22 protein-coding genes are annotated in these 26,596 nt (G+C 62.9%); 11 read left to right on the forward strand and 11 right to left on the reverse strand.

The window, feature by feature from the left end; translation table 11 throughout:
- Positions 1–25: 25 nt before the first annotated feature.
- The 3 genes from BC360_RS27940 to BC360_RS27950 form a co-directional block, all read right to left on the reverse strand.
- The gene (locus BC360_RS27940; protein WP_065797639.1) at positions 26–1,252 is read right to left on the reverse strand and encodes an acyl-CoA dehydrogenase family protein; all 1,227 of its coding nucleotides are present in this window, start codon (positions 1,250–1,252) and stop codon (positions 26–28) included.
- A 138-nt stretch (positions 1,253–1,390) separates the two neighbouring features.
- Positions 1,391–1,849: an RrF2 family transcriptional regulator gene (locus tag BC360_RS27945; protein WP_065785711.1), complete on the reverse strand. Its 459-nt coding sequence runs from the start codon at positions 1,847–1,849 to the stop codon at positions 1,391–1,393.
- 243 nt (positions 1,850–2,092) lie between these two features.
- Positions 2,093–3,100: a substrate-binding domain-containing protein gene (locus tag BC360_RS27950; RefSeq protein WP_065797727.1), complete on the reverse strand. Its 1,008-nt coding sequence runs from the start codon at positions 3,098–3,100 to the stop codon at positions 2,093–2,095.
- A gap of 388 nt (positions 3,101–3,488) precedes the next feature.
- On the opposite strand from BC360_RS27950, the gene BC360_RS27955 reads away from it, so the two are divergent.
- The 4 genes from BC360_RS27955 (at position 3,489) to BC360_RS27970 (ending at position 8,391) form a co-directional block, all read left to right on the forward strand.
- Entirely contained in the window at positions 3,489–4,964 is a 1,476-nt protein-coding gene (locus tag BC360_RS27955; protein WP_065797640.1) for a sugar ABC transporter ATP-binding protein, read from the forward strand.
- 4 nt (positions 4,965–4,968) lie between these two features.
- Positions 4,969–5,991: an ABC transporter permease gene (locus BC360_RS27960; RefSeq protein ID WP_065797641.1), complete on the forward strand. Its 1,023-nt coding sequence runs from the start codon at positions 4,969–4,971 to the stop codon at positions 5,989–5,991.
- Positions 5,992–6,023: 32 nt separating this feature from the next.
- Positions 6,024–7,067, forward strand: coding sequence for a substrate-binding domain-containing protein (locus tag BC360_RS27965; protein ID WP_065797642.1), 1,044 nt, complete (start codon positions 6,024–6,026; stop codon positions 7,065–7,067).
- 70 nt (positions 7,068–7,137) lie between these two features.
- The gene (locus BC360_RS27970; RefSeq protein ID WP_065797643.1) at positions 7,138–8,391 is read left to right on the forward strand and encodes an LVIVD repeat-containing protein; all 1,254 of its coding nucleotides are present in this window, start codon (positions 7,138–7,140) and stop codon (positions 8,389–8,391) included.
- A gap of 8 nt (positions 8,392–8,399) precedes the next feature.
- Here the strand turns inward: BC360_RS27970 and urtE are convergent, their stop codons facing one another.
- The 5 genes from urtE to urtA form a co-directional block, all read right to left on the reverse strand.
- On the reverse strand, positions 8,400–9,095 hold the full coding sequence (gene urtE, locus BC360_RS27975) for an urea ABC transporter ATP-binding subunit UrtE (protein ID WP_065797644.1): 696 nt from the start codon (positions 9,093–9,095) through the stop codon (positions 8,400–8,402).
- A 35-nt stretch (positions 9,096–9,130) separates the two neighbouring features.
- Positions 9,131–9,895, reverse strand: a complete 765-nt coding sequence (gene urtD / locus BC360_RS27980) for an urea ABC transporter ATP-binding protein UrtD (RefSeq protein WP_065785717.1) — start codon at positions 9,893–9,895, stop codon at positions 9,131–9,133.
- Between the two features lie 5 nt (positions 9,896–9,900).
- Positions 9,901–11,064 (reverse strand): urea ABC transporter permease subunit UrtC, encoded by a 1,164-nt coding sequence (gene urtC / locus BC360_RS27985; protein WP_065785718.1) that lies wholly within the window; start codon positions 11,062–11,064, stop codon positions 9,901–9,903.
- Complete coding sequence (gene urtB / locus BC360_RS27990) at positions 11,061–12,677, reverse strand: urea ABC transporter permease subunit UrtB (protein ID WP_065797645.1); 1,617 nt, start codon at positions 12,675–12,677, stop codon at positions 11,061–11,063. Before urtB ends, urtC begins: the two co-directional genes overlap by 4 nt.
- A 185-nt stretch (positions 12,678–12,862) precedes the next feature.
- Complete coding sequence (gene urtA, locus BC360_RS27995) at positions 12,863–14,155, reverse strand: urea ABC transporter substrate-binding protein (protein ID WP_065797646.1); 1,293 nt, start codon at positions 14,153–14,155, stop codon at positions 12,863–12,865.
- Positions 14,156–14,444: 289 nt separating this feature from the next.
- Between urtA and BC360_RS28000 the strand changes: the two genes are divergently transcribed.
- The 4 genes from BC360_RS28000 (at position 14,445) to BC360_RS28015 (ending at position 20,019) form a co-directional block, all read left to right on the forward strand.
- Entirely contained in the window at positions 14,445–14,876 is a 432-nt protein-coding gene (locus tag BC360_RS28000) for an OsmC family protein (RefSeq protein ID WP_065785721.1), read from the forward strand.
- 113 nt (positions 14,877–14,989) lie between these two features.
- The gene (locus BC360_RS28005; RefSeq protein WP_065797647.1) at positions 14,990–18,376 is read left to right on the forward strand and encodes an ATP-binding protein; all 3,387 of its coding nucleotides are present in this window, start codon (positions 14,990–14,992) and stop codon (positions 18,374–18,376) included.
- On the forward strand, positions 18,354–19,289 hold the full coding sequence (locus BC360_RS28010) for a response regulator (protein ID WP_065785723.1): 936 nt from the start codon (positions 18,354–18,356) through the stop codon (positions 19,287–19,289). Before BC360_RS28005 ends, BC360_RS28010 begins: the two co-directional genes overlap by 23 nt.
- Positions 19,290–19,518: 229 nt before the next feature.
- Positions 19,519–20,019: a hypothetical protein gene (locus BC360_RS28015; RefSeq protein WP_065797648.1), complete on the forward strand. Its 501-nt coding sequence runs from the start codon at positions 19,519–19,521 to the stop codon at positions 20,017–20,019.
- Positions 20,020–20,064: 45 nt separating this feature from the next.
- Here the strand turns inward: BC360_RS28015 and BC360_RS28020 are convergent, their stop codons facing one another.
- From BC360_RS28020 to BC360_RS28030, 3 genes are read right to left on the reverse strand one after another with little or no spacing between them, the layout of a single operon-like run.
- Positions 20,065–20,841, reverse strand: a complete 777-nt coding sequence (locus BC360_RS28020; RefSeq protein WP_065797649.1) for an SDR family oxidoreductase — start codon at positions 20,839–20,841, stop codon at positions 20,065–20,067.
- A 38-nt stretch (positions 20,842–20,879) separates the two neighbouring features.
- Positions 20,880–22,067 carry a galactonate dehydratase gene (gene dgoD, locus BC360_RS28025; RefSeq protein ID WP_274533961.1) on the reverse strand — a complete coding sequence of 396 codons (1,188 nt, stop codon included), beginning with the start codon at positions 22,065–22,067 and terminating at the stop codon, positions 20,880–20,882.
- A gap of 32 nt (positions 22,068–22,099) precedes the next feature.
- Entirely contained in the window at positions 22,100–22,861 is a 762-nt protein-coding gene (locus BC360_RS28030) for a FadR/GntR family transcriptional regulator (RefSeq protein ID WP_065785730.1), read from the reverse strand.
- Between the two features lie 199 nt (positions 22,862–23,060).
- Here BC360_RS28030 and BC360_RS28035 point away from each other — a divergent pair, with 199 nt between their 5' ends.
- The 3 genes from BC360_RS28035 (at position 23,061) to araH (ending at position 26,594) form a co-directional block, all read left to right on the forward strand.
- Positions 23,061–24,044: an arabinose ABC transporter substrate-binding protein gene (locus BC360_RS28035; protein WP_065797650.1), complete on the forward strand. Its 984-nt coding sequence runs from the start codon at positions 23,061–23,063 to the stop codon at positions 24,042–24,044.
- A gap of 70 nt (positions 24,045–24,114) precedes the next feature.
- Positions 24,115–25,641, forward strand: coding sequence for an L-arabinose ABC transporter ATP-binding protein AraG (araG, locus tag BC360_RS28040; RefSeq protein WP_065797651.1), 1,527 nt, complete (start codon positions 24,115–24,117; stop codon positions 25,639–25,641).
- Between the two features lie 2 nt (positions 25,642–25,643).
- On the forward strand, positions 25,644–26,594 hold the full coding sequence (gene araH / locus BC360_RS28045; protein WP_065797728.1) for an L-arabinose ABC transporter permease AraH: 951 nt from the start codon (positions 25,644–25,646) through the stop codon (positions 26,592–26,594).
- Positions 26,595–26,596 lie beyond the last annotated feature (2 nt).

Below are 26,596 nucleotides of genomic sequence, written 5' to 3' on the forward strand. Positions count from 1 at the left end.
TTCCACCCGGCCCCGCCCCTCCCAATCAGCTGTAAAGGCTCACAGGCGGGATCCGGCCATTCAACGCAAAATCGCCAACCTCGCGTGCCTTGTAGAAGACCGGGTCATGCAGAGTGTGGGTGCGGACATTGCGCCAATAGCGATCGAACCCATAATGCGCGGCCGTGGCGCGCGCGCCCATCAGTTCGAAAACCTTGGCCGTCACATCGAGCGCCACATGGGTAGCATTGACCTTGGCGGCATAGGCTTCGATCGCGGCTTCCCCGCGCTCGCGCTCCGTGACCGACGGCCCCTTCGACAGCGCCGCTTCGACAACGCCCGCCGCCACGTCGGCCAAAGCCACAGACGCCTTCAAGGCGGCCTGCAATTCGCCGACACGTTCGAGAATGTAGGGGTCCTCGCTGGCTCGCGTGACGCCCGACGTGATCCAGGGTCGCGTGGTGGTCCTGATGTAGTCGAGCGCAGCAGCCAGCGCGCCTTCAGCCGTGCCGAGATAGAAATTGACGAAGACAAGCTGGATCAGCGGCGTGTTGAACGTCGCCTGCACCGGGGGCGGATCGGACGGGTCGGCAAGGGGCAGGATGAAATCACGCTCGTAGACGGGAAAGTCGCGAAACTCGACGCTGCCGCTGTCGGACAGGCGCTGGCCGATATTGTCCCAATCGTCATGGGCGACATAACCCGGCCGATCCGTCGGCACGACGAAATTGGCGATCCTGCCATTGAGCGTCGCGTTGACGTTGATGCGGTCGGAGACGTGGGCACCAGTCGAAAAGGTCTTGCGACCGTTGAGCACATAGTGGCCGCCACGCCGCTCCAGCACCAGCCCGGGGTCGCGCGGGTTGACTGCCGCACCCCAATAGAGCTGCCGCTCGACCGTTTCGGCGCCGAGCACCCAAGCCTGGTTCGGATCCGCCGCCGCCCAGTAGGCATACTGGCTGTTGACATAGTGGTAGCCGAGCAATTGGCCGATCGAGCTTTCCCCGCGCGATATGATCCGCACGAGACGCAACCCGTCCACCCAGCTTAAGCCCGAGCCACCGACTTCAGGCGCGTGCAGTGCCGACAGCAGTCCCGCCCGACGCAGCGCTTCGATTTCGTCGCGTGGCGGCAAGCCGAGGCGATCGAGCTCGGCACCGCGTCGGGCAAGCTCACCCGACAGTTCGGTCGCCTGCGCATACAGATGCTGGCGCTTTTCTTGCTGTTCGGTATTGGCCGGTTCGGGCTCCCGGAGGAAATGCACGTTGCTCATTCGCCTCTCTCCATTGGTTGAGGCGAAATAGTGCATTTATTCTATAGACAATAACAGCAAACGAATTTCAACTCGGAGCCGCAAGCGGGAAAGTCCTACCCGCCCCTGACGCGAAGACGGCCGTCGACCTCCAGAAGGTCAGCCGGCTTCCACGTCTCTCAGCGCCACGATCTCGGTGGCGTTGTCGTTGGCTGCAAACTGTTCGAGCGTCATATTGTCGAGGATCGAGGCCACGGCATCGCGCACGTCACTCATCGATTTACGCACGTGACAGTTGACCGGGTCGGAACAGTCGTCACAGGCTTCGAACGCCGTCCGGCTGGCGCAGCGGATCGGGGCCAAGGGTCCGTCAAGCGTGCGGATGACCTGGCCGATGCGAATATCGGACGCCGGTCTGGAAAGCGAATAGCCACCGCCAGGGCCCTTTTTCGACCGCAGGATCCCGGCATTGCGAAGCTCGAGCAGGATCGCGTCGAGGAATTTTTTCGGAATATTGTTGCGGGTGGCGATTTCAGTAATGAAGGCGGTTTCGCCAGGCTCCAGTTGAGCCAGGTCGACAAGGGCCTTCAGCCCATATTTACCCTTCTTGGTCAACATTGCACTTCGCTCTCCTGAACAAGGAAGGCCGCCACAAATCCGTTCCGCACCGACGTTGGTATCACCGGAGGCAACGGGTTGTGACGGCCGCACTGTTTCGCTTAGGATGCCATACACCCAAACCGGGCCATTCTCAAGAAATTACGTAAGTTTCTGCATAGATTTTGTGCATTTTATTGTCGAATTCGAGGCGGCGCAGCAATGATTTGCTCATTTGTGCCGACGCCACGTCATCGCGGAACGCTAGAAAAGCTTGGCGGGGATCCAATCGGCAGTCACGGCATCGCTTGCGCTGAAAGCCGGAACCTTTGCCGCCAGCTCCTCGATCGTCTTCACGCCCGCCTGGCGCAAAGCCTCTTGTGTCAACAGCGCCGGCTTGACCAGGATCCGTTCCGGCACGTGCTGACCGGCGATCTTGAGCGCAACCGCACGGACCGAGACGGCGCCGACGACGGCCGGATTGGTCGCGACGGTCGCTACCCAAGGGCTGCCCTCTTCGACGATCTCCTGGATATCGGCGGTCGAAACATCGGCGGAATAGATCTTCAGCCTGTCGGTTATGCCCAGATCGGCGGCGGCAAGCTTCACGCCGCGGGCGAACTCGTCATAGGGCGCAAAGACGACTGATATGTCCGGGTTGGCCGTAAAGGCGGCTTTTGCCTGATCCGCCGTACTGGTTGCCGTGGTGTCGCTGACATTGCCGAAGCGCGCCTTTTCGACCACGCCCGGGTTGTCCGCCCTAAACTTGTCCCAGACCTTATTGCGGCGGTCGAGCGGCGCGAAACCGGCGACATAGACGTAACCGGCATTGAAGCTTGTGCCATTGTCCTTGACCGCCTGCTCCAGTGCCAGGCGCGCCAGTTCATGGTCGCTCTGCTCGACCTGCGGCACGGCCGGATTGTTCAGATTGACGTCGAAGGCCACCACCTTCACGCCAGCGTCGACAGCCTGCTGCACGACATCGCCGAGCGACTCCGGCAGACCGTGGTCGACGACGATGCCGTGAACGCCGAGATTGATCGCCTGCTGGACCTGCTCGCGTTGCTCCGCGGCATTCTGCTTGCCGGGAAAGACCCTGAGATCAATGCCTAGCGCCTTGGCCTGCGCCTCGGCACCGGCCTGATAGGCCTGGAAGAAATCGCCGGAAGAAATGTAGGAGATGAGCGCCACCTTTACCCCGCCCTTGTCGAAAGGCGCTGGCGCGCCCTCCAGCCCTGCGGCTGACACACCGCCCGCTAACCCCAAAGTCATGAGCGTTATCGCCGCGCGCTTCAAATTGCACCGCATTGTCGACCTCCTGTTGAATCTCAACCTGTGCAGCTGACCATCAGCCGTCGACCGCATTGTATAATCTACAATTTTTATGTACAATAAACACATTACAATCCCGCTGCCGTGAGCGGAACGCCTTGCTCACAGCAGCCGGTCTGGCAGCAGAAGTTGTGCTGCGGTTGGCCCCGCGCGAAACGGCTCTCAACAGCGCCAGGAGGAAAATTCCGATTATTGCGTAAACCTGGGATATTTTTGCGACATATTAGCGCATGTTTGGGACCAGCTTTCGTTTGTTGCGCTGTTCTTCTCTACTGAAAATGCATACTTTTCTGAGTTATTGCAGCGCAGTGACGAATTGGTTTTAGCAATGCCCCTCCTCCGCATCGACGGACTTGCCCACGCTTTCGGGCCGACGAAGGCGCTTGCCGGAGCCTCCCTGGTAATCCGCTCGGGCGAGATCGTCGCGCTCATGGGAGCGAACGGCGCCGGCAAATCAACCCTGGTCAATGTGCTCGCCGGAACGCTGGCAGCGGATCAGGGAACGATGACGCTGGCCGGGCGGCCCTATGATCCCCGCTCCCCCGCCGAGGCGACGGAAGCCGGCGTCGTGACCGTCCACCAGTCGACCGAGCGCGTCGGCGCGCCGGGACTGACGGTCGCCGATGCGTTGCTGCTGCATGCTTACGCGGATGGCTCGGCACCTTTCTTCCTCAGCCGCTCTAGTGTCCGCCGCAAGGCGGCAGAGATGCTTCGGAATGCCGGCTTCGAGCTGCCGCTGGACCGAGACTTTGCAGACCTGACCGCGGCAGACAGGCAACTCGTGGCCATTGCGCGCGCCCTGTCGCGCCGGGCGTCGTTGCTGATCCTGGACGAGCCGACGGCGAGCATTTCGGGACGAGAGTCCGAGCGGCTTTACGCGATCCTCCGGCGCCTTCGTGACGAGGGTCTGGCGATCCTGTTCATTTCGCACCGCATCGCCGATCTCAATGCACTTGCCGACCGCGCCGTCGTCATGCGCGGCGGCACCGTCGTTGGAGAATTCGGCCGGCCGATCGACTTCGATCGCGCCGTCGAGACGATGATCGGGCGCCCCTTGCGCACGGCCCGCCCGGATGCGCGCTCCTTCCATCGCGCGCCGGTGCTGGAGATGGCCGGTATTCAGCTCGTTGCCGGCAGCACCCCGTTCGACCTTGCGCTTCACGCGGGTGAAGTTGTGGCCGTCACCGGCGTGCTGGGTGCGGGCAAGAGCCGGTTGCTGCAGGCGATCTTCGGCACGCGCACGCCTGCGGCGGGAACGATGCGGCTCGACGGCAGGGCCTACCGTCCGGCGACACCCGCCGACGCGATCAAAGCCGGCATCTTCATGGCCGGCGAAGACCGGCACCGCTCGTCGCTGATGCCGTCGGACTGGCCGGGCAGTACGCTGGCGCCGACGATCAGCCTGCCTCATCTGGCGAGGTGGTATCCGCTCGGTTTCCTTCTGGGTGCGCGCGAAAAGCACGAGGCGCAGCGCGCCATCGATACCCTAGGCATCAAGGCCAGCGGGCCTGAGGCGCCGATAACGTCGCTTTCCGGCGGCAACCAGCAGAAGGTGATCCTTGGCCGCTGGAACGCCGAGCCGAGCCGCGTGCTTTTGCTCGACGAACCGTTCCAGGGTGTCGACGTCGGCGCTCGCCATGACATCATCACCGCGATCCGCGCCAACACCGAGCGTGCCACCCTGATCGCCACTTCGGATCCGGAAGAGGCGCTGGAAGTCGCCGACCGGATTCTCATCATCGACCACCACAGTTTGACGCCGGCTCCGCAAGCCGAGCCGGCGGCGCGAGCAATCGAGGCCTGACCGGATGACCACCCTCAACACCGAAAGCAAAGACCCGATCGGAGAACGCGTGAGCGCCGCCATCCGCGCCAGCGCCGTGTTCATCCTGCTTATCGTCATGGTCGCCGGCTTCGCGCTCGCCCAGCCCGCCTACATCAACGTCACCAATCTGATGAGCATACTGCAGGCCGTTTCCGTCGTCGCCATTCTGGGCGCCGGTGTCACGGTCACACTTGCCGTCGGTGGCTTCGATCTCTCCATTGGCGCGGTCGCCGCCTCGAGCGTCATGGCGGCGAGCTACGCGATGATCGTCTGGGGCCTTGGCGTCTACGAGACCGTGCCGCTGGTGTTGCTGTTTGGAGCACTCGTCGGCCTCGTCAACGCCTTCCTGATCGTGCGCCTGCGTGTGCCCGATCTGCTGGCAACACTGGCGATGATGTTTCTGCTGACCGGCCTGCAGCTGATCCCGACCGCCGGGCGGTCGATCTCCGCCGGGCTCATCCTGCCCGACGGTTCGACGGCTACAGGCGCTTACGACCCGGCCTTCCTGCTGATCGGGCGCTCGAGCTTCTTTGGCATCGTCCCCGCCCCCGTCGTCATCATGGTGCTCGTCGCCATCATCCTGTTCGTGCTGACCGAGCGCACCCGCCTTGGCCGCCTGCTGTTTGCCACCGGCGGCAACGAACTGGCGACCCGGCTTGCCGGCGCCTCGGTCCCGCGCCTGAAGACGCTTGCCTATGTGCTTTCCGGCACGCTCGCCTCGCTCGGCGGCATCATCGTCGCTGCCCGTGTCGGCCGTGGCGACGTCTCGTCCGGCGCCTCGTTGCTGATGGATTCGGTCGCCTCCGCTCTGATCGGTTTTGCGGTTCTCGGCCTGCGCCGACCGAACGTCTTCGGCACCATCGTCGGCGCGGTCTTCGTCGGCCTTTTGCTCAACGGCCTGACGATGCTCAACGCCCCCTATTACACCCAGGACTTCGTCAAGGGCGCCGTGCTCGTCGGAGCGCTGGCGCTCACCTACGGCCTTGGCCGCAGCCAGGCGCGCTGACCATCCATTCAAACAGAGCGAGGATACTGACCATGAAACACCTGACGCGCACCATTCTCGGCAGCCTTGTTGCCGCTTCGCTGATGGCGGCCCCTGCCTTTTCCGCCGGCATTGACGGTGCACCTGCCCCGTTCGACAAGGGCGACGTCGACATCGCCGTCGTCAGCTTCCTTGGCGGCGGCGACTGGCTGCAGGCATTCGAGGCCGGCGTCAAGCGCCAGGCGGATGCGCTTCACGTCAACCTCACCGTCTCGCAGGCGCGCAACGACAACGACACCCAGCGCAGCCTTATCGAGCAGGCGATCAATCTCGGTGTCGATGGCATCATCATCAACAATGGTCGCCCGGAGGTCTTGAAGGACGTAGCCCAGAAGGCGCTCGATGCCGGCATCAAGGTCGTCGCCTATGACGTCAATCTCGACAATCCGCAGATCCCGCAGATCGAGCAGAGCGACAAGGACATGGCGCGGCTGGTGCTGGAGCAGGCCGTCAAGGACAAGGGCGACGGCTTCGTCGGCGGCGCCGTCTATGTCGCCGGCTTCGCACCGCTCGACCGTCGCTATGGCGTCTGGAAGGACTTCGTCGCCAAGCACAACCTGACGGAAAAGGCCACCTGGGGCGTCGTCAACGACACGGTTCCGGCCTCCGTCGCCGACCAGACCAAGGCCGTGCTGACCGCCAACCCGGATATTTCGGTGATCTTCACCCCCTGGGACGAGTTCGCCAAGGGCGTAAAGCTTGCAATCGACGAACTTGGCGTTGCCGGCAAGGTGAAGATCTACGGCGTCGATATCTCGACGGCCGACATCCAGCTGATGAACGAGCCGGATAGCGCCTGGCAGGCGACAGCCGCCACCAACGCCGCCGTTGTCGGCGAAGTCTCGGTGCGCGCCGTTTCGCTTGCGATCGCCGGTCAGTTCCCCGGCCAGACGGTTCTGCTGCAGCCGACGCTCGTCACGCGTGACGATCTCGCCAAGGGCGAGATCAAGACGATCGAGGACCTGCAGGTAAAGTTCCCGGCGTTCCGCAAGAGCGATGCGGCGACCGCCGAGTGGATCCCCGCAGCCACCAATTGATCGCTATAGAAATTGAGCCGCCGCGCCGATCCGCGCGGCGTTTTTCTCACGGACTGAGACTGGAAAGACCATGAGCGGCATCGACCTTCCCACGCCCGATTTTGCAAACAACATGAAACTGATCGGCCATTCGCCGATCGGCGGGCGCGGCGATGGCCTGCAGTTGATGGTGCATCGCGGTTTCGCCTATGTCGCCCACCCGTGGTCGCAGGGCTTTTCGATCGTCGACGTGCGCGATCCGAAGCGGCCGGGTGCGGTGACCTATGTGCCGGCACCGGCCAATACCTGGAACATCCACCTGCAGACGCATGACGACCTACTGCTGGTCATCAATGCGCTTGACCTGTTTGCCGATGTCGAGACCTTCGCCGACGAGAAGACCTACTACACCAAATCCGTCGGCGACACCGTCGCCGGCAGCGGCCGCAAGCGTGCCTGGAGCGCCGGCATGTCGGTCTTCGACATTTCTATTCCGGATCGCCCGCGCAAGATCGGCGAACTGAATATCGAGGGCGTCGGCTTCCATCGCCTCTGGTATGTCGGCGGCCGCTATGCCTATGCCTCGGCTCTGTTCGACGGCTTCAACGACTACATCTTCGTCACCATCGACATGATCGATCCGACCAGGCCCGAAATCGTCGGCCGCTGGTGGCTGCCGGGGATGAACAAGGCGGCAGGAGAAGTCTCCACTGCGCCGGACGGCAAGCGCTATGCGCTGCATCACGCGCTTGTTTCCGGCGACACGGCCTATGCCTGCTGGCGCGACGGCGGCCTGACGCTGCTCGACGTCAAGGACTACGCCAACCCGAAGCTCATTGCCCACCGCAACTGGTCGCCCCCCTTCGGCGGCGGAACGCACTCGCCCTTGCCGCTGCCCGGTCGCGATCTGCTTGTCGTCGCCGACGAGGCCGTGCTCGATCACGAGGAAGACGACCGCAAGCACACCTGGATCTTCGATATCCGCGAACCCTCGAACCCGGTCAGCATCTCGACCTTCCCGATTCCTTCCGAGGCCGACTACGTCGCCAAGGGCGGGCATTTCGGGCCGCACAACCTGCACGAAAACCGGCCGGGCTCGTTCGTTTCGGAGACACTGATCTTCGCCACCTGGCAGAATGCCGGCATCCGCGCCTTCGACATCACCGACCCTTACCGCCCGCGCCAGACCGGCGCGCTCGTCCCGGCCGGGCCGATCGAAATGACCGACCGACGCGCCGGGCGACCCCGCGTCATCCAGTCGGCCGATGTCTTTGTCGATGCGGCCGGCATCATCTATGCGACCGACTACAATGCCGGGCTCGCAATTATCGAATATGGTGGTTGAGTCCGAGATCAGACCGTCAGGTGACGCCTGGCCTCGACTGTGTCCAAAGTCTCCGGCGGCCCCTCATGCACCACGGCGCCGCGGTCCATGATGTAGACATGGTCCGCGAGCTCGCGGCAGAAATCGAGATACTGCTCGACCAGAAGGATCGCCATGCCCGTCGAATCGCGGAGATAGCGGATCGCCCGACCGATATCCTTGATGATCGACGGCTGGATCCCCTCGGTCGGTTCGTCGAGCACCAGGATGCGCGGCCGCGTGACGAGCGCCCGGCCGATCGCCAGTTGCTGCTGCTGGCCGCCGGAGAGATCGCCGCCGCGGCGCCCGAGCATCGAGCGAAGCACGGGGAAAAGATTGAAGACATCTTCCGGTATTGAGCGGTCGCCGCGCTTGACCGGCGCGTAGCCGGTCTCCAGGTTCTCCTTGACGGTGAGCAGCGGAAAGATCTCGCGGCCCTGTGGCACATAGCCGATACCCTCCTTGGCACGGCGATAGGGCGCCATGCCGCCGAGCGTCACGCCATTGAAGGTGATTGCCCCGGCACTGACCGGATGCTGCCCGGTGATGGCCCTGAGCAGGCTCGACTTGCCGACGCCGTTGCGGCCAAGCACGCAGGTGATCTTGCCCATCTCCGCGCCGATCGAGACATTGCGCAGCGCCTGTGCTGCGCCATAGTGGAGATTGACGTTTTCGACGCTCAGCATGAAGGCGTCCTTTCCTTAGACTGTTGCGGTCGGCGTCAGCGGCCGAGATAGTTTTCGATCACCTTCGCATCACTGCTGACGAAGTCGATCGAGCCTTCGGCAAGCACCGCCCCTTCGGCCAGACACGTGACCTTGACGCCAAGCTCGCGGATGAAGCCCATGTCGTGTTCGACGACGACGACCGACCGCGTTCTCGCGATCTCCTTGAGCAGGATCGCCGTTTCGGCCGTCTCCGCGTCGGTCATGCCAGCCACCGGCTCGTCGACCAAAAGCAGCTCCGGTTCCTGCGCGAGCAGCATGCCGATCTCCAGCCATTGCTTCTGCCCATGCGACAGGTTGGCGGCAAGATCATCGCGGCGCGCGCTGAGCCGAACGGTCGACAGGATCTCCTCGATCCGCGCCTTGTCGCCCGCCGTCAGCCGATAGAACAGCGTCGGGAAGACACCGCGGCTGCGATTGAGCGCCAGTTCCAGATTGTCCCAGATGGTGTGGCTTTCAAAGACCGTCGGCTTCTGGAACTTGCGGCCGATGCCGAGACTGGCGATTTCGGCTTCGTCGCGCTTGGTGAGGTCAATATCGCCCTTGAAGAAGACCTGCCCTTCGTCGGGCCGCGTCTTGCCGGTGATGATGTCCATCATCGTGGTCTTGCCGGCGCCGTTCGGGCCGATGATGGCGCGAAGCTCGCCCGGCTCGATCACGAAGGAGAGCGAATTGAGCGCCTTGAAGCCGTCGAAGGAGACGGAGACGCCATCGAGATAGAGAAGGCTTTTCGGTTTCGTCTGGCTGATGGTCTGGTTCATGGCAATTACTCCGCCGCCATGGGTTCAGCGACAAGGTTGTCGCGCGCGTTCTCGGCATCGGCCGCCCGGCGGTGAGCCTTGCGGCGGGCGAGATAGGCGCTCGCCGTGCCAACGACGCCTTTCGGCAGGAACAGCGTGACAAAGACGAACAGTCCGCCGAGCGCAAACAGCCAGAACTCGGGAAACGCCGCGGTGAAAATGCTCTTGCCGCCATTGACCAGGATTGCCCCGACGATCGGCCCGATCAACGTGCCGCGCCCGCCGACCGCCGTCCAGATGACGACTTCGATGGAATTGCCCGGTTCGAACTCGCCGGGATTGATGATGCCGACCTGCGGCACGTAAAGCGCGCCGGCGATGCCCGCCATCATCGCCGAGACGGTGAAGGCAAAGAGCTTGATGTGCTCGACACGGTAGCCGAGAAAACGCGTGCGGCTTTCCGCATCCCGCACCGCGACCAGCACCTTGCCGTATTTCGAGCGAACGATCGCCGTCGTCAGCACCAGACATAAGGCGAGCGTCAGCGCGGATGCGGCAAAAAGGGCTGCCCGCGTGCCGTCGGCCTGGATGTTGAAGCCGAGAATGTCCTTGAAGTCGGTCAGGCCATTATTGCCGCCAAAACCCATGTCGTTGCGGAAGAAGGCAAGCAGCAGCGCATAGGTCATCGCCTGGGTGATGATCGAGAGGTAGACCCCGTTGACCCGCGAGCGGAAGGCAAACCAGCCGAAGACGAAGGCAAGCAGGCCGGGCACCAGCACCACCATCAGCGCCGCAAACCAGAACATGTCGAAGCCTTGCCAGAACCATGGCAACTCCTTCCAATTGAGGAACACCATGAAATCCGGCAGCAACGGATTGCCATAGGAGCCGCGCGCGCCGATCTGGCGCATGAGATACATGCCCATGGCATAACCACCGAGCGCGAAGAACGCGGCATGCCCCAGCGAAAGGATGCCGCAGAAACCCCAGACGAGATCGAGCGCCAGCGCCAGCAAGGCATAGGTCAGGTACTTGCCGAACAGCGAAACCAGAAAGGTCGGCACGTGCAGCGGGTGGTCCGGCGCAGTCAGCAGATTGAGGGCCGGAATGGCGATGGCAAGCCCCAGCAGGATCGCCACGACGACGACGATGCTGCGATCGAGCGACTTGAGCAGAAACGACGTGATCATGCTTCCACCGCCCTTCCCTTGAGTGCGAAGAGACCGCGCGGCTTCTTCTGGATAAAGAGGATGATCAGCACCAGGACGAGAATCTTACCGAGTACCGCGCCGGCATAGGGCTCGAGGAACTTGTTGAGGATACCGAGCGAAAACGCGCCGACCAGCGTCCCCCAGAGATTGCCGACGCCGCCGAAGACCACGACCATGAAGCTGTCGATGATGTAGCCCTGGCCGAGATTGGGCGAGACATTGTCGATCTGCGACAGCGCGACGCCGGCCATGCCGGCGATGCCGGAACCAAGTGCAAAGGTTAGGGCGTCCACCCATGGGGTGCGAATGCCCATGGATGACGCCATGTGCCGGTTCTGTGTCACGGCGCGCATCCTGAGGCCCATCGACGTACGTTTCAGCAGGAACAGAAGTGCCGCGAAGACGGCAAGTGCAAATACGATGATCCAGAGCCGGTTCCAGGTGATCGTCAGACCGCCGAGTTCGAAGGCGCCCGCCATCCAGGAGGGGTTGCCGACCTCGCGATTGGTCGGCCCGAAGATCGAGCGGACCGATTGCTGCAGGATCAGCGAAATCCCCCAGGTTGCCAGCAAAGTTTCGAGCGGCCGACCATAGAGAAAGCGGATGACGCTGCGCTCGATGGCAAGGCCGACGATCCCGGTGACGAGAAAGGCGAGCGGCAGGGCGATCGCCAGCGACCAGTCGAACAGCGCCGGATAGGAGCCGCGGATGACGTCCTGGACCAGGAATGTCGTATAGGCGCCGAGCATGACCATCTCGCCATGCGCCATGTTGATGATGCCCATGACGCCGAAGGTGATGGCAAGGCCGATGGCCGCCAGCAGAAGCACCGAGCCGAGCGACAGGCCATACCAGACATTCTGGCCGGCGTTCCAGAATGCCTGCGCCTGCTCGATGCGCTGCAGTGCGGCTTCGATATCCGGTTTCAGGCTCGCATCCGCCGAAGAAAGTGCGGAGGTCAGCACGCCAAGTGCCTCGCGACCACCGCCTTCCGCCAGCGCCTTGATCGCCGCGCGCTTATCGTCGTCGGGCCGATCCGAGACCAGAAGCGTGACCGCGCGCGCCTCGTCGAGCGTCTTGCGCACGGCGGCGTCCTTTTCAGCCGCAAGCGCCGTCTCGATCGCCTCGAGCGCGCCAGCGTTCGGGGTCTGGCGCATGGATTGCGCCGCCTTCAGCCTTGCCTCCGCATCGGCGCTGAAAAGCGTCAGGCCGCCGAGCGCGCTTCGAACGGCACGCCGGACAGCGTTGTTGACCTTGATTTTCTGCAGCTCGCCTTTCGGCACTTCGCCGATGTCCGCGCCATCAAGCGGATCGACAAGAACAAGGTTCGTGCCCTTCTCCGTGGTCAGGAACACGCCGCCATCGGCTTTTCGGGCGTAGAGATTGCCTTCGCCGAGCGCTTCGAGAACCGGGATGACGCGCGGATCGCCGCTCTTAGCAAGCGCGGCAATGCGATCGTCCAATTCTGCCAGCTTGGCCGTTCCGAGCGCACTGATCAGGGCGCCGAGATCGTCCGCGGCGCGCAAGCCCGTGACATGGGCCGAAACCAATAGGCACAGGGTGATCAACAGGGTTTGCAGAATGCGGTACATCGCCTCTCGCTCGGTTTCGCTCGCCCGCGCGAGCGCAAGGCAGGCGCCGCCATCGCGGCATGGAATTTCGAGATCCCTTCGCCCAGCGGGAGCGTTGGGCGAAGGGTATGCCTGCCTATGATTTCGTCATGCAAAGGGGAGCGAGGCAGCTGCCGCGATCCGGAAACTATCGCTACGTGATGAAATCAGGAGCCCTTGCCGCCGCACTTGCCGGTGGCAACGTTGAAGTTGCCGCAGGACATCGGCGCGCGCCAATCGGCGATCAGGTCTTTGGAGTCGGGCAGATAGTCGGACCATTCGTCGCCGACCACGAGGCCGGGCGTTTCCCAGACCGTCTCGAACTGGCCGTCGTCCTGGATCTCGCCGATCAGCACCGGCTTGGTGATGTGGTGGTTCGGCATCATCGTCGAATAACCGCCGGAAAGGTTGGGCACCGAGACGCCGATCATGGCGTCAAGCACCGCGTCGGTGTCGGTGGTGCCGGCCTTCTCGACAGCCTTCAGCCACATGTTGAAGCCGATGTAATGGGCTTCCATCGGGTCGTTGGTGACGCGCTTGTCGTTCTTGGTATAGGCCTTCCAGGTCTTGATGAACTCGGCATTGGCAGCGGTATCGACCGACTGGAAGTAGTTCCAGGCGGCGAGATGGCCGACGAGCGGGGCCGTATCGAGACCAGCGAGTTCCTCTTCGCCGACGGAGAAGGCGACGACGGGGATATCCTCGGCCTTGACGCCCTGGTTTGCCAGTTCCTTGTAGAACGGCACGTTCGCGTCGCCGTTGATCGTCGAGACGACGGCGGTCTTCTTGCCGGCGGAACCGAATTTCTTGATGTCGGACACGATCGTCTGCCAGTCGGAATGGCCGAACGGCGTGTAGTTGATCATGATGTCTTCGGGCTTGACGCCCTTGGAGATGAGATAGGCCTCGAGGATCTTGTTGGTCGTGCGGGGATAGACGTAGTCGGTGCCGGCCAGCACCCAGCGTTCGACGCTTTCGTTTTCCATCAGATAGTCGACGGCCGGAACCGCCTGCTGGTTCGGTGCGGCACCGGTGTAGAAGACGTTGCGCTGGCTTTCCTCACCCTCGTATTGAACGGGGTAGAACAGGATCGAATTCAGCTCCTCGAACACCGGCAGGACGGACTTGCGCGACACCGACGTCCAGCAGCCGAACACGGCCGAAACCTTGTCGACGGAAACGAGTTCGCGTGCCTTTTCGGCAAAGAGCGGCCAGTCTGACGCCGGGTCGACGACAACCGCTTCAAGCTTTTTGCCGAGCAGGCCGCCCTTCTTGTTCTGCTCGTCGATGAGCATGAGCATGGCGTCCTTCAAGGTCGTCTCTGAGATCGCCATGGTTCCCGACAGCGAATGCAGAATGCCGACCTTGATCGTGTCGTCGGCCGCAAAGGCGCCGTTGAATGCCGTTGTCGACAGGACCGTTGCCAGGAAGGCGCCGGTGACGCGTGCCGTGATATTCATCTGATTGAACCCCTCTCGTTCTGGTCGCCGCAACGAGGCCTCGTTCCTTTTGACCGTTGCTTGAGGGATCATCCGCCAGTCCTGCTGCACTGCACATACGTCATTCTACGTAGGCCGAGGGGGCAAAGTGGAAGCAGCCGCCGGGAGCGATGCGGGTTTGGCGTCATTGCGCGGAGACGACGAGATCGAAATGCGCCTGCCCGTATGGCCGGAGCATGCGTTTTACGGCTATTGAGAAGCTTCGACGGCCAGCCGGCCGTGACGAGCAGCTCAACACAGGTGAAAGATCATGAAGGCACGAATCAAATGGGTTGAAGAGCGGACATTCGTCGGCGAATCCGGAAGCGGTCACAAGATCGTCCTCGGAACGGCCTCCGGTCCTGAGGGGCGTACTCCGGGCCCAAGCCCGATGGAGCTGATGCTGATCGGCGCCGGCGGCTGTTCGGCCTACGACGTGGTTCATATCCTTGAAAAGGGCCGCGAGCCGGTCGAGGATTGCACCGTGGAGCTCGACGCAGACCGCGCCGAAGAGGACCCCCGGGTCTTTACCCGCATCCATATGCACTTCGTGGTCAAGGGACGTGGCCTCGCGGAGAAAAAGGTCGAGCGCGCGATCGCCCTGTCCTTGGAAAAATACTGCTCGGCGTCAGCGATGCTCGCCAAGTCCGCGACGATCACGCATGATTTTGTCGTCGTCGACACGACCGCCGTGAGTGGATGACCCTTTCAAGCTTGCTTTCGCCTTCTCCGCATTGCATAAATTTCACGCAAAGGATGTCGATGCCGTGAAAATAGGCAGTCGTCTGCCGGCAATGCGAGAGATGACGAGGCAACATGGCGGCACGCCAGCGTATCATTCCCGTTCGACGAGAATACAATCGCTGGGTCGCCGACCAGACGCTTGAAGACTATGCGCTGCGCTTCACGGCCAAGAGTGCGCGGCGCTTTTCCTCCGGGCGCATTTCGCAGACCGCGATCGGCGCGATCTCGTTCCTGGCGCTGGAGGCGATCGGCGGCGCCATCACCATGTCCTACGGCACGACCAACGCCATCGTCGCCATTCTGATCGCCAGCCTGATGATCCTGACGGTCGGCCTGCCGATCAGCCGCTACGCGATCCGCCACGGCGTCGATATCGACCTTCTGACCCGTGGCGCAAGCTTCGGTTACATCGGCTCGACGCTGACCTCGCTGATCTATGCCAGCTTCACCTTCATCCTCTTTGCGATCGAGGCCTCAATCATGTCTGGGGCGCTCGAGCTTGCGCTCGGCATGCCGCTTTGGGTCGGCTACATCGTCAGCGCGGCCGTCGTCATCCCGCTCGTCACCCACGGCGTGCGCCTCATCAGCAAGTTCCAGTTGATCACCCAGCCCTTCTGGATCGTGCTCAACGTCCTGCCCTTCGTCTTCATCGCCTTTGCCGACTGGGAGAAGGTCGGCATCTGGCTCGCCTATGCCGGCATCCATCATGCGTCCGGACCGCCGGGCACGCTCGCGCCCTTCGACCTCATCGAGTTCGGGGCCGCCTCCGCGGTGATCTTCGCGCTGATGGCGCAGATCGGCGAGCAGGTCGACTTCCTGCGCTTTCTGCCGCCGGACGGCCAGCGCAAACTGCATCATCGCATCGCCGTCTTCCTGGCCGGTTCCGGCTGGGTTCTGGTCGGTGCGCCAAAGCTTTTGGCCGGCTCCTTTCTCGTCGTGCTCGCCCTCTCATCCGGCGTTCCGTCGACGCGGGCCGCGGACCCGGCACAGATGTACTACACCGCCTTCGGCTACATGATCCCGTCTGAGACGGCCGCCCTCCTGCTGATGGTCGCTTTCGTCGTCGTCTCGCAGTTGAAGATCAACGTCATGAACGCCTATGCCGGGTCGCTCGCCTGGTCCAATTTCTTCTCCCGCCTCACCCACAGCCATCCCGGCCGTGTCGTGTGGCTGGTGTTCAATGTGGCTATCGCGCTGCTCTTGATGGAGCTCGGCATCTACCGGCTGCTCGAGGAGACGCTCGGCGTCTTCTCCATCATTGCGATGGCCTGGCTCTGCACCATTTCGGCCGATCTCTTCGTCAACAAACCGCTCGGTCTCTCTCCGCCCGGCATCGAGTTCAAGCGCGCCCATCTCTACGATATCAATCCTGTCGGGCTCGGCGCCATGGCGCTCTCGGCAACGATCGCGCTGACGGCGCATTTCGGCGCCTTCGGCGCCATCGCCGCATCGCTTGCGCCTTACATCGCCCTGATCGTCGCCTTCATCGCCTCGCCGCTGATCGCCTGGGCGACCGGCGGCAAATATTATCTCGCCCGCAAGCCGAGAAAGAGCTGGGCGAGAGAGAGCGAGATCACCTGCTCGATCTGCGAGCATCCCTTCGAGCCGGAGGACATGGCCTGGTGTCCCGCCTATGCCGCACCGATCTGCTCGCTCTGTTGCTCGCTCGACAGCCGCTGCCACGACATGTGCAAGCCGAAGGCGCGGTTCAATGCGCAGGTGGCAACGGTCGCGCACGCCCTTTTGCCTGAAACGGTGACCGCCAAGCTGGCGACGCGGCTCGGTCGTTACGCCATTTCGGCTGTGCTCTCGATCGCAGGCATAGGTCTGATCCTGGCGATGATCGCACACCAGACAGGCAACGCCTCGCCGGAAACCGCTGTAGTCGTCGAGCGAACGATTGCCGTCGTCTTCTTTGTCTTTGCCGTGCTTGCCGGCATCGTCTGCTGGTTCTATGTGCTTGCTCACGACAGCCGCGTGGTCGCCGAGGAAGAATCATCGCGACAGAACACGCTGCTCCTGAAGGAAATCGCCGCGCACAAGAAGACCGATGCGGCCCTGCAGCAGGCAAAAGAGACTGCCGAGGCGGCCAATCGCGCCAAAAGCCGCTATGTCGTCGGCCTCAGCCATGAGCTGCGGACGCCGCTCAACGCGGTGCTGGGTTACGCGCAGGTGCTCGAGCGCGACGAAACGATCCCGCCGGCGCGACAGGGCGCGATCAAGGTGATCAGGCGCAGCGCCGACCACCTCTCCGGCCTCATCGACGGGCTTCTCGATATTTCCAAGATCGAGGCCGGCAAGCTGCAGGTCTATTCCAACGAGATCAACATTCACGACTTCCTCGATCAGGTCGTCGAGATGTTCCGCCCGCAGGCGCAAGCGAAAGGCATCGCCTTCGAACATCGGCGTGCTGCCGCCTTGCCGCGCTACGTCAAGACCGACGAAAAACGGCTGCGCCAGATCCTCGTCAATCTGCTGTCCAATGCGCTGAAGTTCACCGAACGCGGCGAGATCCGCTTCGACATCGACTATCGCAGCCAGGTCGCGACGTTCACGATCAGTGACAGCGGCCGCGGCATCGCCGAGAAGGACCTGCCGCGCATCTTCGATCCGTTCCAGCGCGGCGAAGCGGAGCACCTCGGCAGCATGCCGGGCTTGGGCCTCGGATTGACCATCACCCGTTTGCTGACCCAGACGCTTGGTGGCGAAATATCCGTGACCAGCGAGCCGAACAAGGGCACGACCTTCAAGGTCCGGCTGATGCTTTCCGCCGTCGATCGGCCGGCGCCGCTGGTGGCGGTGCGCCGGATCACATCCTATCTCGGCCCGCGGCGCACGATCATGGTCGTCGACGACAACGCCGACCACCGCGACCTGATGCGCGAAATTCTCACACCCATGGACTTCACCGTGCTTGCAGCCGAAAGCGGCAAGCAATGCCTTGCGATGGTTGAGGCGCTGGCGCCGGACATCTTCCTGGTCGACATCTCCATGCCTGATATGAACGGTTGGGAACTCGTCGACAGACTGCGCAGAGGCGGGCAGACGGCGCCGATCATCATGCTTTCCGCCAATATCGGCGACGGCTCGACCACCGGCGCCCTTGTCGGTCACAACGATACGCTCGCCAAACCCTTCGGTGTCGGCCAACTCGCCGACAAGCTCGCCGTTCAGCTCGGCCTCACCTTTGTCCATGAGGGCGACGCGTTCGAGGAACCGAGGGCTGTAAAGGCGGGTGCCATGACGTTGCCCGGTCAGCACCATGTCGAGGAGTTGATCCGGCTCGGCGAGATCGGCTACGTCAGAGGCATCGAGGCCAAGCTGAGGGAAATCGCCCTGGAACCGGAACATCAGCTCTTCGTCGATGCAGCCCGCGCCTATGTCCAGGCCTTCGACCTCTCGGGCTACGATGCCTTCCTGAGGGAAAAAGCGGAGAATGGAGCCGTCACCCGTGGTTGAGACTTACGCTCGTCGCGACATCGTGCTGCTGGTGGACGATTCTCCCGAAGCGCTCGGTTTTCTGACCGAAGCGCTGGAGCAGTCGGGCTTCTCCGTGCTGATCGCCACTTCGGGCCATGCCGCCCTATCGATTGCCGAGCGGATCACGCCCGACGTCATTCTGCTGGACGCGGTCATGCCCGGCATGGACGGGTTCGAAACCTGCCTGAGACTGAAGGCCAACGCATCCGTCGGCCAAACGCCGGTGCTGTTCATGACCGGGCTGACGGAGACCGAGCATGTGGTTCATGCACTCGAGGCCGGTGGCGTCGACTACCTGACAAAGCCGATCAACATCGATGAGCTGAGGGCTCGCATCCGCGTTCACCTCTCCAACGCCCGCTCGGCGCAAAGCGCGCGCGTCGCGCTCGATGCCGCCGGGCGCCATCTGCTCGCCGTGCGCTCGGATGGCGGTGTTCGCTGGTCGACACCGCAGGCAGCTCGCCTCGTCAACGCCGCAACCGGCAGCGACGAGGGCCTCGCGACGATCGCACACCGTATCGCCGCCTGGCTGGAGAAGACCGGAGCCGGCGGCAAGCGGGAGAATAGTTTTACTCTGGAAGAACCCGGGCAATCCGGACTGCAGATCTCGTTTCTCGGCGCGATCGGCGCCAACGAGTATCTCTTCCGCCTGACGGCCGAAAGCCGACGGAGCGACGACGAGATGCTGCGGCAGCATTTCGCGCTGACCCAACGCGAATCCGAAGTGCTGCTCTGGATCGCCAAGGGGAAATCCAACCGCGATATCGGCGAGATCCTCGGCTTGAGTTCGCGCACCGTCACCAAGCATCTCGAACAGATCTATGTGAAGCTCGGCGTCGAAAACCGCGCCTCGGCCGCGGTCAAGGCGACACAGGTCCTGCACGGGATTTAGCCGGCGACAACCCCTTGCCGCTTCCGGGAAGAAGCAGGCGGCGGCGATGCCACGCGCGCCGCCCATGCTTTCGGGCCCCCGTTGTGCTGGCCGTTTCCGCGTCCGCCTGGCGCGCGAGAAGGGCGGTTAAGGCGCCTGAAAAGCCGGAGAGCGATCGGGATCACCTTGCCGCTGGTGATCCCGGCCTTTCCTGGTGTACCATCGCGGGCTCTGAACGGAGGGTTGCGACATGCTGCGATGGCTAGTGCTTGCCGCCGCGACGACATCACTCGCCGGCGGCGCGCGAGCGGATGAAGGCGCGTTCCTGAAATCGCTTCAAGGCAGTTGGACGGGCGAAGGAACAGTCAGGATCCGCGCCCACATGTCGCCGATCAACGTCTCCTGCAACTTCGATTCTCAGTCCGAAGGGCTGGCGCTGTCGATGGAAGGCGTGTGCCGCGGCTTGATCCTGATTTCACGCTCCATCGATGCCAAGCTCCGGTTCAGCGGGTCGAAATACAGCGGATCCTACCTCGGGCCACGGGGAGGACGGGCGGGCCTGAGCGGTAAGCGCCGCGGCAACGCCATCAACCTCACTATTCGTTGGGCAAAGGAAGTCAACGGTGACCGCAGCGCCAACCTGACGCTGCAGAAGGTGGGGGTGAACGGGATGCGGCTGACCACGGTCGACGTCGATCCGGCATCCGGCGACAAGGTCGTCACCAGCGAGATCAACCTGCACCGCAAGTGACGCGGTCGTACGCATTGCTATTGAGGCAGAGCCGCGTGGCCTGGCTTAGGGATGATGCAGGACGCTCAGCCCACCGTCGACGGTCAGGCACGTGGCGTTGATGAAGGTGCATTCGTCGGACACCAGGAAGAGCGCGGCGCGGGCGATTTCATCAGCTGTTGCGATCCGTCCGCCGGGATGCAGCTTCATCGTTTCCGCCTCGGCGGCGACCGGGTCCGGAAAGCTGTTCCAGTATTCGACGGCCTTCTGCGTCAGAACGTAACCCGGGGCAAGCGCGTTCACCCGGATCCCTCTGGAGGCATATTCGATCCCGAGCGACTTGGTCATGCCGAGAAGCGCATGCTTCGCCACCGGATAGGGAAATGTATGCGGGATGATCGTGAAGGCGTGCGTCGAGGCAATGTTGAGGATGACGCCGCCGCCCTCCTCGATCATGCCGGGCAGGATGGCGCGGCTGCAGTTCCACGCACCCTTGAGATTGACGTCGAAGCAGCGCTGCCAGTCCGCATCGCTCAAGGCCAGCGGTTCTGCAAAGACGTTGATACCGGCATTGTTGACGAGCGCGTTCGGCCTGCCGATGGTGTTTTCGGCCTGGCGGATGGCGCCGGCGATTGCATCGACATCGGTAATATCGGCCGTCGTCGATGCAAGCGTGCCGCCTTCAGCTCTGAGCCTTGCCGTCTCCCTATCGAGCAGAGGCCCGTCGCGATCGATCAGAAAGAGGCTCGCCCCCTCCTTCAGGAACGCCTCGGCCATGGCGAGACCGATGCCCTGGGCTGCCCCGGTGATGACGATGCGCTTTCCAGCTAGCCGCTTGCTCATATTTTCCGCCTCCCTCAGCCGATGATCCCGCGCAGCCGTCACCACTCGGCGACGCTGCCGTCCTCATGGCGCCAGATCGGATTGCGCCAGCGGTGACCCTCTTTGGCGCGCTCGATGACATAGGCCTCGTCGACCTCGACGCCGAGGCCGGGCCCTTGCGGGATCGAGACAAAGCCGTCCTCATAGTGGAAGACGTCCTTGTTGGAGACGTAGTCGAGAATGTCGTTGGCCTCGTTGTAGTGAATGCCGAGGCTCTGCTCCTGGATGAAGGCGTTGTAGCTGACGGCGTCGATCTGCAGGCAGGCGGCAAGCGCGATCGGGCCGAGCGGGCAATGCGGCGCCAGCGCCACGTCATAGGCCTCGGCCATGGCGGCGATCTTGCGGCATTCGGTGATGCCGCCGGCATGGGAAAGATCCGGCTGGATGATGTCGACATAGCCGTCCGCAAGCACCGACTTGAAATCCCAGCGGGAATAGAGGCGCTCACCAAGCGCGATCGGCGTCGAGCAATGGTTGGCGATTTCCTTCAGCGCCTCGCGGTTTTCCGAAAGCACCGGCTCCTCGATGAACATCAGCTTGAACTGCTCGAGCTCCTTGGCCAGCACCTTGGCCATCGGCCGGTGGACCCGGCCGTGGAAGTCGACGCCGATACCGATGTTCGGGCCGATCGCATCGCGGATGGTACCGATGGTCTCCACCGCCTTGTCGATCTTCTCGTTGGTGTCGACGATCTGCAGTTCCTCGCAGCCGTTGAGCTTGATCGCCTTGAAACCGCGCGCCACAACGTCCTTGGCGTTGCGGGCGACGTCGCTCGGGCGGTCGCCGCCGATCCAGGAATACACCTTGATCTTGTCGCGGCACTGTCCGCCAAGCAGGGAGTGTACGGGCTGGCCCAGCGCCTTGCCCTTGATGTCCCAAAGCGCTTGGTCGATGCCGGCAAGCGCGCTCATGTGAATGGCGCCGCCGCGGTAGAAACCGCCGCGGTACATCACGTTCCAGTGGTCCTCGATCAGGAACGGATCCTTGCCGACGAGGTAGTCGGAAAGCTCGTGCACTGCCGCCTCGACCGTCAGCGCCCGTCCTTCGACGACAGGCTCACCCCAGCCGACGATGCCTTCGTCGGTCTCCACCTTGAGAAACAGCCAGCGCGGCGGGACGATATAGGTCGTGAGCTTGGTGATCTTCATGGGTTGATGTCCAGTTCGGTGGGGATGAGTTGTCGCGATCAACCGTGGCAGGCGGATCGCGATCGGGAACGTTAGAAAGCGGATTTCACGGGGCGATGTTGCTGGACCGCCGTCGCCAGGTCGCGTGCGGCGAGATTCAGCATACGCGTCGAGCAGTCGCGCGCGGCCGCCTTGTCGCGCATGCGCAGTGCCTCGACCAGTTCACGATGGATGTCGATAGCCTCGTCGCGCCGCTCGGCGGCTTCGTTGGAGGCATGCAGCGAAAACTTGAGCGCCGCCTGGATGATACCGACGAGCTGCAGGAAAACCTGGTTATGGCTGGCCTTGAGCAGGCAGGTGTGGAAGGCAACGTCGGCATCGGTGAAGCCGGCAATATCGCGCTCGCCGTCACGCATTGCCTGCCAGGCCCGCTCGAGATCGGCGATTTCCTGGACGGTCGCACGCTCGGCGGCGAATTCGGCCGCAACCGGCTCGATCGCCCGGCGCGCTTCCAGGATGCAGTTCAACAGGTCGAATTCGAAGATGCGTTCGCCGATCCACTCGAGCACCTGCGCATCGAGGATGTTCCACTCATCCTTGCCGCAAACGATAGTGCCGACACGCGAACGGCCACGCACCATGCCCTTCGATTCGAGGATCTTCAGCGATTCCCGGATAACCGTCCGGCTGACGCCGTAACGCTCGCAGAGATCGTTTTCCCGCGGCAGATAGGAGCCGACCGGAAAGATATCGGCGCAGATGTCGGAGGCGATGGTCCGCGTCACGTTCTTCTGGACACGCGGCCGGCGTTGCACTTGCTCCTCTGCCGCGCCCTGCGGCTCCTGTCCTTCCATCTGCATCTCCACCCATCCCTTCAGTTCCGCCGACGCCTTTACCCCATATCACCTTCCCTCGCGACAGGGATCAGGGAGGCGCTTCGGCAATGGTTATACATCACTATCTCAATCATCATACAATGGCAATTGACGGATATGATGATTCATCATACACAAATGAGAACTGCAGGAGGCAGTTTCACCAGGGAGAGAAATCATGCGCTTCTTCAAGGCCGCCATCTTGGCTGGCACCGTCGCCGTATTCGCCGCAACGTCCGCCTTCGCCGCCGACGTCAAGATCGGCTTCATCGTCAAGCAGCCCGAGGAACCGTGGTTCCAGGATGAATGGAAGTTCGCCGACGTCGCCGCCAAGGAAAAGGGCTTCACGCTGGTCAAGATCGGCGCGGAAGATGGCGAGAAAGTTCAATCGGCGATCGACAATCTCGGCGCACAGGGCGCGCAGGGCTTCATCATCTGCACGCCTGATGTCAAGCTCGGCCCGGGCATCATCGCCAAGGCAGCCGCCAACGACCTCAAGCTGATGACCGTCGACGACCGCCTCGTCAACGCCGATGGCAGCCCGATCGAAGACGTGCCGCATATGGGCATTTCCGCCACCAAGATCGGCGAAGCCGTCGGTCAGTCGATCGTCGACGAGATCAAGAAGCGTGGTTGGGACATGAAGGACGTCGGCGCGATCCGCGTTTCCTACGACCAGCTGCCGACCGCCGTCGACCGCGTCGAAGGCGCGCTCTCGGTCTTGAAGGCAAACGGCTTCGCGGAAGCCAACATCTTCGACGCACCGCAGGCAAAAACCGATACGGAAGCAGCCCTCAACGCCTCGACCGTCGTTCTCAACAAGAATGCCGGCATCAAGAAGTGGGTCGCCGTCGGCCTCAATGACGAAGCGGTCCTCGGCGCCGTGCGCGCCACCGAAAGCGTCGGCATTGCCGCCGACAGCATGATCAGCGTCGGCATCGGCGGTGCGGACTCGGCCATCAACGAGTTCAAGAAGCCCGCCGCAACCGGCTTCTTCGGTACCGTGATCATCTCGCCGAAGCGCCACGGCTATGAGACCGCGCTCAACATGTATGAGTGGGTAGCCAACGCCAAGGAGCCGGAAAAGCTGACGCTGACCGCCGGCCAGGTTGCCCTGCGTGATACCTACGAGGCGGTTCGCAAGGACCTCGGCATCGAATAATCGTCGTCATCGATGACTTTGAGCCCGGCGGTTTATCATCGCCGGGCGCCCCATTCCCGGAGCGCCGCAGATGCAAGACTTCCTTGAATTCCGATCCATCTCCAAGGGCTACCCCGGCGTCCAGGCACTGTCGAACGTCTCGTTCTCGGTCAGAAAAGGCGCCGTCCACGGGCTGATGGGCGAGAACGGCGCCGGCAAGTCGACGCTGATCCGCGTCCTCTCCGGCGACCAGTCCGCAGACACCGGCGAAATCCTGATCGACGGCGAGCAGCAGCACTACCGTTCGGTGCGCGACGCCTTCCACGCCGGCGTCATCGTCATCCACCAAGAATTGCAGCTCGTCCCGGAACTGACGGTCGCGGAAAACCTCTGGCTCGGGCGCTTTCCGGGCAAAGCCGGCGTCATCGATCGCCAGCAGCTGACCGGCGTCGTTTCCCGGAAGTTGGCCGAGATCGGCATCGAGGTCGATCCGGCCGCGAAGGTCGCCTCGCTTTCGATCGGCGAACGGCAGATGGTCGAAATCGCCAAGGCGGTCATGCTCGATGCGCGCGTTATCGCGCTTGACGAGCCGACATCGTCGCTATCCTCCAGGGAAAGCGAGATCCTCTTCGCCCTCATCGACCGCCTGCGCGCCAACGGCACGGTCATTCTCTATGTCTCCCATCGCCTCGACGAGATCTTCCGCCTCTGCGACAGCCTGACGGTGCTGCGCGACGGAAAGCTCGCCTCCCATCATCCCGACATCTCGAAGGTGACGCGCGACCAGATCATCTCGGAAATGGTCGGCCGCGAGATCGCCAACATCTGGGGCTGGCGCGAGCGCAGCCTTGGCGAAGAGCGGCTGCGTGTCGAAGGTATTTCGGGACCGAAACTCCGCCACCCCTTGAGCTTTTCCGTCAGGCGCGGCGAGATCCTTGGCTTCTTCGGCCTGATCGGCGCCGGCCGCAGCGAAATGGCCCGCCTCGTCTATGGCGCCGACGCCCGCGACAAGGGCACGGTGTCGGTCGACGGCGTCGCCATTGAGGCCGACAGCCCACCCCATTCGATCCGCTCCGGCATCGTGCTCTGCCCGGAGGACCGCAAGTTCGACGGCATCGTCCAGGGACGCTCGATCGAAGAGAACATGACAATCTCCTCGCGACGCCATTTCTCGCCCTTCGGCATCATCAACCCGAAGAAGGAAGGCGCACTTGCCGACAAGTTCATCGCCAAACTTCGCGTGCGCACGCCATCGCGCCGCCAGGACATCATCAATCTGTCGGGCGGCAACCAGCAAAAGGTCATCCTCGGCCGCTGGCTGTCCGAAGAGGGCGTCAAGGTGCTTGTTATCGACGAGCCGACGCGCGGCATCGATGTCGGCGCCAAATCGGAAATCTACGAAATCCTCTACGAACTGGCCGCAGACGGCATGGCGATCGTGGTGATCTCCAGCGAACTGCCCGAAGTCATGGGCGTCGCCGACCGCATCGTGGTGATGTGCGAGGGTCGCGTCGCCGCCGACATTCCAAGGGTGGAATTCGACGAGCGGCGCATTCTCGCTGCCGCGCTGCCGGACGTTCAAAACAGCAACACTCTTCCTCACGCACAGGTACGGTGATGATGACCTCCTTGAAAAAACTCCTTCTCGGCGAACAGGGCCTCGTCGTCATCTTCGCGCTGGCCTTTCTTGTCGTGTCGCTCACCGTCCCCAACTTCCTGACCGAGCGCAACATGCTGGGCCTGCTGCAGTCGGTGGTCACCATCGGCATCGTCGCCTGCACCATGATGTTCTGCCTCGCCTCGCGCGACTTCGACCTTTCGGTCGGCTCGACGGTTGCCTTTTCCGGCATGGTCGCCGTCATGGCATCGAATGCGACCGGCTCGATCCTGCTCGGCCTCGTCACCGCCCTGGTGTGCGGCGGTCTCGTCGGAACGGTCAACGGCGTCGTCATTGCCCGTTTCCGCATCAACGCGCTGATCACCACGCTTGCCACAATGCAAATCGTGCGCGGCCTGGCGCTGATCGCATCGGACGGCCGCGCCGTCGGCATCAACGATCCGAGCTTCTACCAGCTGGCGCTTTCGCGCTTCCTCGGCATCCCGACGCCGATCTGGGTCATGGCGCTGTTCTTCGTCGCCTTCGGCTTCCTGTTGAACCGCACGGTCTTCGGCAAGAACACGCTGGCGATCGGCGGTAATCCGGAGGCGTCGCGCCTTGCCGGCGTCGACGTTGCGCGCATGCGCATCTGGATTTTTGCGCTGCAGGGTCTCGTCTGCGCCGTTGCCGGCGTGCTGCTGGCATCGCGCATCACTTCGGGCCAACCAAACGCGGCGACCGGCCTCGAGCTTTCGGTGATCTCCGCCTGCGTGCTGGGCGGCGTGTCGCTTGCCGGCGGACGGGCGGCCATGACCGGCGTGATCGTCGGCGTGCTGATCATGGGCATTGCCGAGAATGTCATGAACCTGCTCAACATCCAGGCCTTCTACCAGTATGTCGTGCGCGGCCTGATCCTGCTGCTTGCCGTGCTGCTCGACAACCTGCGCTCGTCCGCGGTCGGTCGCCGGGCGTAGCT

Source organism: Ensifer sp. LC163 (assembly GCF_001695855.1).
In the GTDB taxonomy this organism is placed as follows: domain Bacteria; phylum Pseudomonadota; class Alphaproteobacteria; order Rhizobiales; family Rhizobiaceae; genus Ensifer.

What these genes read in the sequence shown, in the direction of transcription:
- BC360_RS27940 (WP_065797639.1), bottom strand. Translation starts at nt 1,252, where the DNA reads ATGAGCAACGTGCATTTCCTCCGGGAGCCCGAACCGGCCAATACCGAA.
- BC360_RS27945 (WP_065785711.1), bottom strand. Translation starts at nt 1,849, where the DNA reads ATGTTGACCAAGAAGGGTAAATATGGGCTGAAGGCCCTTGTCGACCTG.
- BC360_RS27950 (WP_065797727.1), bottom strand. Translation starts at nt 3,100, where the DNA reads ATGACTTTGGGGTTAGCGGGCGGTGTGTCAGCCGCAGGGCTGGAGGGC.
- BC360_RS27955 (WP_065797640.1), top strand. Translation starts at nt 3,489, where the DNA reads ATGCCCCTCCTCCGCATCGACGGACTTGCCCACGCTTTCGGGCCGACG.
- BC360_RS27960 (WP_065797641.1), top strand. Translation starts at nt 4,969, where the DNA reads ATGACCACCCTCAACACCGAAAGCAAAGACCCGATCGGAGAACGCGTG.
- BC360_RS27965 (WP_065797642.1), top strand. Translation starts at nt 6,024, where the DNA reads ATGAAACACCTGACGCGCACCATTCTCGGCAGCCTTGTTGCCGCTTCG.
- BC360_RS27970 (WP_065797643.1), top strand. Translation starts at nt 7,138, where the DNA reads ATGAGCGGCATCGACCTTCCCACGCCCGATTTTGCAAACAACATGAAA.
- urtE (WP_065797644.1), bottom strand. Translation starts at nt 9,095, where the DNA reads ATGCTGAGCGTCGAAAACGTCAATCTCCACTATGGCGCAGCACAGGCG.
- urtD (WP_065785717.1), bottom strand. Translation starts at nt 9,895, where the DNA reads ATGAACCAGACCATCAGCCAGACGAAACCGAAAAGCCTTCTCTATCTC.
- urtC (WP_065785718.1), bottom strand. Translation starts at nt 11,064, where the DNA reads ATGATCACGTCGTTTCTGCTCAAGTCGCTCGATCGCAGCATCGTCGTC.
- urtB (WP_065797645.1), bottom strand. Translation starts at nt 12,677, where the DNA reads ATGTACCGCATTCTGCAAACCCTGTTGATCACCCTGTGCCTATTGGTT.
- urtA (WP_065797646.1), bottom strand. Translation starts at nt 14,155, where the DNA reads ATGAATATCACGGCACGCGTCACCGGCGCCTTCCTGGCAACGGTCCTG.
- BC360_RS28000 (WP_065785721.1), top strand. Translation starts at nt 14,445, where the DNA reads ATGAAGGCACGAATCAAATGGGTTGAAGAGCGGACATTCGTCGGCGAA.
- BC360_RS28005 (WP_065797647.1), top strand. Translation starts at nt 14,990, where the DNA reads ATGGCGGCACGCCAGCGTATCATTCCCGTTCGACGAGAATACAATCGC.
- BC360_RS28010 (WP_065785723.1), top strand. Translation starts at nt 18,354, where the DNA reads ATGGAGCCGTCACCCGTGGTTGAGACTTACGCTCGTCGCGACATCGTG.
- BC360_RS28015 (WP_065797648.1), top strand. Translation starts at nt 19,519, where the DNA reads ATGCTGCGATGGCTAGTGCTTGCCGCCGCGACGACATCACTCGCCGGC.
- BC360_RS28020 (WP_065797649.1), bottom strand. Translation starts at nt 20,841, where the DNA reads ATGAGCAAGCGGCTAGCTGGAAAGCGCATCGTCATCACCGGGGCAGCC.
- BC360_RS28030 (WP_065785730.1), bottom strand. Translation starts at nt 22,861, where the DNA reads ATGGAAGGACAGGAGCCGCAGGGCGCGGCAGAGGAGCAAGTGCAACGC.
- BC360_RS28035 (WP_065797650.1), top strand. Translation starts at nt 23,061, where the DNA reads ATGCGCTTCTTCAAGGCCGCCATCTTGGCTGGCACCGTCGCCGTATTC.
- araG (WP_065797651.1), top strand. Translation starts at nt 24,115, where the DNA reads ATGCAAGACTTCCTTGAATTCCGATCCATCTCCAAGGGCTACCCCGGC.
- araH (WP_065797728.1), top strand. Translation starts at nt 25,644, where the DNA reads ATGACCTCCTTGAAAAAACTCCTTCTCGGCGAACAGGGCCTCGTCGTC.